Origin of the sequence: Nostocoides australiense Ben110 (assembly GCF_001050535.1) — a bacterium.
Classification (GTDB): domain Bacteria; phylum Actinomycetota; class Actinomycetes; order Actinomycetales; family Dermatophilaceae; genus Nostocoides_A; species Nostocoides_A australiense.
This window is the reverse complement of sequence record NZ_HG764815.1, coordinates 2,305,870-2,312,848: the sequence shown is the minus strand read 5'-3', so window position 1 is coordinate 2,312,848 and position 6,979 is coordinate 2,305,870. Positions and strand designations below refer to the sequence as shown.

The 6,979-nt window shown below is 72.0% G+C and carries 4 protein-coding genes; all 4 read left to right on the top strand.

Annotation, left to right across the window (positions count from 1 at the left end; all coding sequences use genetic code 11):
* Positions 1-137 precede the first annotated feature (137 nt).
* Positions 138-2,243: an acyltransferase family protein gene (locus tag BN11_RS11085; RefSeq protein WP_048697629.1), complete on the top strand. Its 2,106-nt coding sequence runs from the start codon at positions 138-140 to the stop codon at positions 2,241-2,243.
* Positions 2,240-2,398, top strand: coding sequence for a hypothetical protein (locus BN11_RS22635; RefSeq protein ID WP_157044090.1), 159 nt, complete (start codon positions 2,240-2,242; stop codon positions 2,396-2,398). The genes BN11_RS11085 and BN11_RS22635 overlap by 4 nt, the downstream gene beginning before the upstream one ends.
* A 30-nt stretch (positions 2,399-2,428) precedes the next feature.
* Complete coding sequence (locus BN11_RS11080) at positions 2,429-2,686, top strand: hypothetical protein (protein WP_048697626.1); 258 nt, start codon at positions 2,429-2,431, stop codon at positions 2,684-2,686.
* 228 nt (positions 2,687-2,914) lie between these two features.
* The coding region (locus BN11_RS11075; protein WP_083433692.1) for an Lhr family ATP-dependent helicase at positions 2,915-6,979 on the top strand (4,065 nt) is incomplete at its 3' end.

Here is a 6,979-nt window from a genome sequence, read left to right as displayed (position 1 = left end):
CGGTTCGTCGCCGCGATGGCCGATACGAGAGCGCCCGCGAACACGACCCTCCGCGCTTGAGCCGTCGTCATGGACGCCAACGGTAGTCGTTACAGTGGGGCAGCCCGCCCTCCCGCCGATCGTGAGTTCCCTCCCGAATGACCAGTGTCACCACCGCCGCGCCCGGCTCGACGACCGCGCGGGCAAGCGGGTTCCGCCCGGACGTGGAGGGGCTGCGGGCGATCGCCGTCGGCACGGTCCTGTGGTTCCACGCGGGCTTGGGCGGCCTGCGGGGCGGATTCGCCGGCGTGGACATCTTCTTCGTCATCTCCGGCTTCCTCATCACCGGGCAGCTGGTCCGGGAGGTCGAGCGCAGTTCGCGGATCTCGTTGCCGCGTTTCTACGCCCGCCGGGCCAAGCGGCTCTTCCCCGCCGCGGCCACGGTCCTGCTGGCCACGGCCGTCCTGACCGTCCTGTTCCTGCCGAAGATCTCGTGGCGGGTGTTCGGCTGGGATATCGCCGCGTCGGCGGCATACGTCGTCAACTGGCGCCTGGCCGACCGCGCCGTCGACTATCTCGCGGAGGACACCTCGGTCTCGCCGGTCCAGCACTTCTGGTCGCTGGCGGTCGAGGAGCAGTACTACATCGTCTGGCCGCTGCTGCTGCTTGCCCTGGCCGTGCTCATCCGGCGGGCGCGGCTGCCCGTCCGTCCGACGATGGCGATCGGGCTCGCCGCGATCGTGCTCCCCTCGCTGGCCTGGTCGATCCACCTCACCGAGGCCGATCCCGCCCGTGCCTACTTCGTCACGACAACGCGCCTGTGGGAGTTGGGGATCGGCGCGCTCGTCGCCGTGGGGGCAACGCGGTGGCGAAGGCTCTCCGCCCCGCTCGGTGCCGCGCTGGCCTGGTCGGGCCTCGCGGTGATCGCCGTGGGCCTGGTCGCCCAGAGCACCGCCACCCCGTGGCCGGGCTGGCACGCCCTCGTCCCGGTCGCGGGCACGGCCGCGGTGATCCTCGGCGGCCACAGCGCGGGCCGGCTCGGCCCCGTCCGGGTCCTCGGGACGCGGCCGATGGTCTGGATCGGCGGCCTGTCCTATTCGCTGTACCTGTGGCACTTCCCCCTCATCGTCGCCGCGAGCGCCCATCTCGGTGAGCTCACGCGGTGGCAAGGATCTGCCGTGGCGGTTGCGAGCGTCATGCCGGCCTGGCTGACGCATCGGTTCATCGAGAACCCGCTTCGCTTCCACCCCCGCGTCGCCGAGCACACCCGCAATGCCCTGGTGCTCGGGCTGACCTGTTCCCTTCTCGGGGTCGGGGCCGGGTATGCCGTTACCCGGGTGGGTGCGTCGCCCACCCTCGACGCGGCGCAGGTCGCGCAGCTGCGGGCGGCGCACCAGTTCGGTGGCCAGGTGCTCGGGTCGGGCCAGCAGCCGTCGAGCGCCGGGATCGACAGGCACCCGCAGGCGATGACGCCCAAGCCGGCCGACGCGCCGGCCGACGCGCCGGTCCTCTATGCCGACGGGTGCCAGACCGTGCGCACCACCACCGAGGTGGTGACCTGTGTCTACGGGGTCAAGGGCGCACGCAAGGTCATGGCGTTGGTCGGCGATTCCAAAGCAGCGCAATGGTTCCCGGCGCTGGAGCGGTATGCGCTCGAGCGGGGCTGGGAGATCCGCACTTATCTGAAGTCGGCCTGTCCCTGGAGTCCGGCCCTCATCTTCGACGGCGACAACCCGACCCGGCGCTACTCGAACTGTCAGCAGTGGGGCAAGGACGTGCTCGCCCGGCTCCTCGGCCCCGAGAAGCCGACAGTGGTCGTGACGTCCGGCATCCGGTCCGTCGCCTTCGGCGCCGACGGGACCGAGCGCGAGTCGGTCATGGTCGACGGTTATGTCGACTACTGGACCCAACTCGGCCGGGCCGGTGTGCCGGTGCTCGCGCTCATGGACACGCCCCAGCCGGGCCGGATCGTCTACGAGTGCGTCCTGGAGCACAAGGACGACTACATGACCGCGTGCCAAGGCGCGTGGAACGACGGGAGCGGCGGGCCCGCGCTGCGGGCGGCCACCGACCGAGTGCCCACCAGCCGCCTGGTGGATCTCAACCCCTGGGTGTGCCCGGACCGGACCTGCTGGCCGGTGATCGGCTCCGTGCTCGTCTGGCGGCAAGGTAGCCATCTGACGGCGACCTACACGGAATCGCTCGCGTCCGTCGTGGCTCGCGAGATCAGTGCGGCCCTGACCCAGGTGGGCGTGCAGCCATGACCGCGTCGGCACCGACCCGGGGGTTCCGGCCCGAAGTCGAGGGTTTGCGTGCCATCGCGGTGCTGACGGTCATGTGGTTCCACCGCGGCTGCCCGGCCTTCCCGGGGGGTTCGCCGGCCATCGCCGACAATCCGCAGCCGGCCGGGGAGATCTAGGCCTGTGTGGCCGGCCATCCCACGTCGTACATGTCCGACTACTCGCGACCGGCCGGTCCCGGCAGCGGCACGCGCGCGCTCGCGGCGGCCGTCGAGATGGTGGACACCTCCCGCCTGGTCAACCTCAACGACGTGATCTGCCCCGGTGGGACCTGCTGGCCGGTCATCGGGAACGTCCTGGTCTACCGGTCCGGCTCCCACATCACCGCCACCTTCGTGAACACCCTCATCGACACCCTGGCGACCCGGCTGGACATTGCCCTCACCGACCTGGGAGTCAGGCACTGACGCCAGAAGCGGCGGGCATCGTCACCAATCGCGTCAGGTCGGCGCTCGACGTCCGCGGTGCATACGAGCGAGCAGTGCCCCGAGGCTCCGGGGAGTGCAGGCCCCTGACCAGGGCGTTCACCCCTCCCGTCCCCGCCAGGACGGGATACTCGTAGCCGGTGTGCACCCGGACCGATGTTGCCTCGACCAGCGACCCTGTCGGTGGCACGTGCGAGAGTTGGGCTGGCCATGACTGCAGACGTTCTCGATCGCTTCTCCCCCGCCACCCAGGCGTGGTTCCGGGGCAGCTTCCCCGCGCCCACGCCGGCGCAGCAGGGGGCGTGGGAGGCGATCAGCAGCGGCAAGGACGCCCTGGTCGTCGCGCCCACCGGGTCGGGCAAGACGCTGTCGGCCTTCCTGTGGGCGATCGACGGGCTGGTTCGAGAGCCGGTCCCGGACGATCCGCTCGCCCGATGCCGGGTCGTCTACATCTCCCCGATGAAGGCGCTGGCCGTCGACGTCGAACGCAACCTGCGGGCCCCGCTGGTCGGCATCGGCCACGCCGCCGACCGGCTGGGCCTGCCCCGGCCCGACGTGAGCGTCGCCGTCCGATCCGGCGACACCCCGGCGAACGAGCGCCGCGCCTTCGCCAAGCGCCCGAGCGACATCCTCATCACCACCCCGGAGTCGCTCTTCCTGCTGCTCACCTCCAACGCGCGCGACGCGCTGGCCGGCGTCGAGACCGTCATCCTCGACGAGGTGCACGCCGTCGCCGCGACCAAGCGCGGGGCGCACCTGGCGGTCAGCCTCGAGCGGCTGGATGCCTTGCTCCCCAAGCCCGCCCAGCGCATCGGTCTGTCGGCAACGGTCCGCCCGATCGAGGAGGTCGCCCGCTTCCTCTCCGGCGGCCGGCCCGTGGAGGTCGTCGCGCCACCGTCGGCCAAGGAGTGGGACCTGCAGGTCGTCGTCCCCGTGCCCGACATGGGCAGTCTCGGCGAGCCGACCGGCGACCTCGCCGGCGCGGCGGCCGGGCCCGAGCGGCGCGCCTCGATCTGGCCGCACGTCGAGGAGCGCATCGTCGATCTCGTCGAGGGCGAGCGCTCCACCCTGGTCTTCGCCAACTCCCGCCGCCTCGCCGAGCGCCTGACCGCACGCCTGAACGAGATCTGGGACGAGCGGCTGCTCGCGGCCGAACAGGACGCGAGCATCCTCGCCGAGGATGCCTCGCTCGAGGCCGTCGAGGGTATGCGGTCGCGCCCGGCCCGCACGCCCGCGCAGGTCATGGCGCAGGCCGGCGGATCCGCCGGTGCCCCACCGGTTCTCGCGCGCGCTCACCACGGCTCGGTGAGCAAAGAGCAGCGCCTCGACATCGAGGAGGCGCTCAAGGCCGGCCGGCTGCCGGCCGTGGTCGCGACGAGCTCTCTCGAGCTCGGCATCGACATGGGCTCGGTCGATGCCGTCGTCCAGGTCGAATCGCCGCCGAGCGTCGCCGCCGGGCTGCAGCGCGTCGGCCGCGCCGGGCACCAGGTCGGCGCGATCTCCCGTGGCGTCTTCTTCCCCAAATATCGCGGCGACCTCGTCCAGACCGCCGTCGTCGTCGAGCGAATGCGCGCCGGCGCCATCGAGGCGCTCGCCGTCCCCGCCAACCCACTCGACGTCCTCGCCCAGCAGGTGGTCGCGATGACGGCGATGGACACCTGGGAGGTGAGCGCACTGCATACCCTCCTGAGGCGCGCAGCGCCCTATGCCGGGCTCTCGCGCACCGTCCTCGAATCCGTCCTCGACATGCTCGCCGGCCGCTATCCGAGTGAGGAGTTCGCAGAACTGCGGCCGCGGATCACCTGGGATCGCTTGGCGGACACCGTGATCGCCCGCAAGGGCGGGCAGCATCTCGCGGTCACCAGCGGCGGCACGATCCCCGACCGGGGGCTCTTCGGGGTCTTCCTCGCCAGCGACGGGCCAGGCCGGCGGGTCGGCGAACTCGACGAGGAAATGGTCTACGAATCCCGCGTCGGCGACGTCTTCACCCTCGGCACCTCCAGCTGGCGGATCGAGGAGATCACCCGCGACCAGGTGCTCGTCACCCCCGCGCCCGGCGAGCCCGGCAAACTGCCCTTCTGGAAGGGCGAGACCCAGGGCCGGCCCGTCGAGCTCGGCCAGGCCGTCGGCTCCTTCGTGCGCGAACTCTCCGGTCTGACGCCGAAGAAGGCCCTGGCCCGCGCGAGCGCCGCCGGCCTCGACCCGTGGGCAGCAGACAACCTGCTCGCCTATCTCGGCGAGCAGAAGGAAGCCACCGGCGTCGTCCCCTCCGACACCACGATCGTCGTCGAACGCTTCCGCGACGAGATCGGCGACTGGCGGGTCGCCGTGCACTCCCCCTTCGGGATGCCCGTCCACGCCCCCTGGGCGCTGGCCATCGGCGCCCGGATGCGCGAGCGGTTCGGGGTCGAGGTGCAGGCGATGGCCGCCGACGACGGCATCGTGTTGCGGCTGCCCGATATCGAGTTCGACGACGGCAGCGATGCCGGCGCCGAGCTCGGCGAGCTGCTCTTCCTCCACCCCGACGAGGTCGACGCCCTCGTCACCGCTCAACTGCCCGGCTCGGCGCTCTTCGCCTCCCGCTTCCGCGAGTGCGCCGCTCGGGCGCTGCTGTTGCCGCGACGCCGCCCCGACCAGCGCCAACCGCTGTGGCAGCAACGCCAGCGGGCGGCCCAATTGCTTACTGTCGCAGCGAATTATCCCGATTTCCCGATCGTCCTGGAGACGGTGCGCGAGTGCCTGCAGGACGTCTATGACGTGCCGGGTCTGGTGGACCTGATGCGCTCGGTCGCCGCCCGCCGCATCACAACGGTCGACGTCCACTCGACCCAGCCGTCGCCCTTCGCCCGGTCGCTGATGTTCGGCTACGTCGCGCAGTATCTGTACGAGGGCGACTCCCCCCTTGCCGAGCGGCGGGCGGCGGCGCTCTCCCTCGACCCGGCTCTACTCGCCGAGTTGCTCGGACGAGGAGAAGCGCTGGCGCTACGCGAGCTGCTCGACGTCGGGGCCATCACCACCACCAGCGCCCAGCTGCAGCGGCTCACCCCCGAACGTGCCGCCCGCAATGCCGACGAAGTGACCGACCTGCTCCGGATCCTCGGTCCGCTGGGCCGCGACGACCTCGCCTCCCGATCCGACCCCGAACTCGCGGCCATCCTCGATGCGACCCTCACGGCTCTCGTCGCACAGCGCCGGGTCATCTCCGTGCGGATCGCCGGCGATGAGCGGTATGCCGTGGCCGAGGACGCCGGGCGCCTGCGGGATGCGCTCGGCACGGCCTTGCCCGTGGGGTTGCCGGCGGCCTTCCTCGAGCCGGTGGCGGATCCACTCGGGGAGTTGGTCGCGCGGTATGCCCGCACGCACACCCCGTTCCTGCTCACCGACCTCGCGGCCGAGTTCGGGATCGGCACGGCTGTCGCTCACGACGCCCTGCGCCGGCTCGCGGCGGCCGGGCGGATCGCCGAGGGCGAGTTCCTCCCGGCGGGGGCGGGCACGGAGTTCTGCGACGCCGAGGTGTTGCGGCTGTTGCGTCGGCGGTCGCTGGCCAGCCTGCGTGCCGAGGTCGAGGCGGTCGACGCCCGGCAGTATGCCCGCTTCCTCCCCGGTTGGCAGGGGGTCGGCAGCGGCCGGATGCGCGGCAGCGAGGGGGTGCTGCGTGTCGTGGAACAACTCAGCGGGGCGCTGCTGCCCGCGAGCGCGATCGAGTCCCTGGTGCTGCCGGCCCGCGTCACCGATTATCAGCCGGCCTTCCTCGACGAGTTGATGTCGGCCGGCGACGTGCTGTGGCAAGGCCACGGCTCGCTCCCCGGGGACGACGGGTGGGTCTCCTTGCATCTCGCCGAGAGCGCCCCCTGGACGTTGCACCCGGCGGCCGCGGATGGCGCAGATCCGAAAAAGACTGCAACCGAGTCAGATTCGGCGGCCTCGGGTCCATCGCTTGCCGGCTCGGCCGACGCGGTCGCTCTCCGCGAGGTCTTCGCCGCGGGCGGCGCGCACTTCTTCCGGGGCCTGGTGTCCGCGGCCGAGGTGGACTCCGACCGGGACGCGCTCGACGCGCTGTGGGAACTGGTGTGGCGCGGCGAGGTCACGGGCGACACCTTCGCTCCTGTTCGCGCACTGCTCGCCGGCGGTCGCGGGGCTCATAAGCAGCGGCCCAAGCCGGCCCCCCGGTCGACGCGCTACGGCCGCCGGGGCAGCCTCGCCGGCATACCCCGCAGCAGCGGACTGGCGCGCGCCGGTGGGATGTCGCCGAGCGGCCCGCCGACGGCGGGGGGG

What these genes read in the sequence shown, in the direction of transcription:
- BN11_RS11085 (WP_048697629.1), top strand. Translation starts at nt 138, where the DNA reads ATGACCAGTGTCACCACCGCCGCGCCCGGCTCGACGACCGCGCGGGCA.
- BN11_RS11080 (WP_048697626.1), top strand. Translation starts at nt 2,429, where the DNA reads ATGTCCGACTACTCGCGACCGGCCGGTCCCGGCAGCGGCACGCGCGCG.
- BN11_RS22635 (WP_157044090.1), top strand. Translation starts at nt 2,240, where the DNA reads ATGACCGCGTCGGCACCGACCCGGGGGTTCCGGCCCGAAGTCGAGGGT.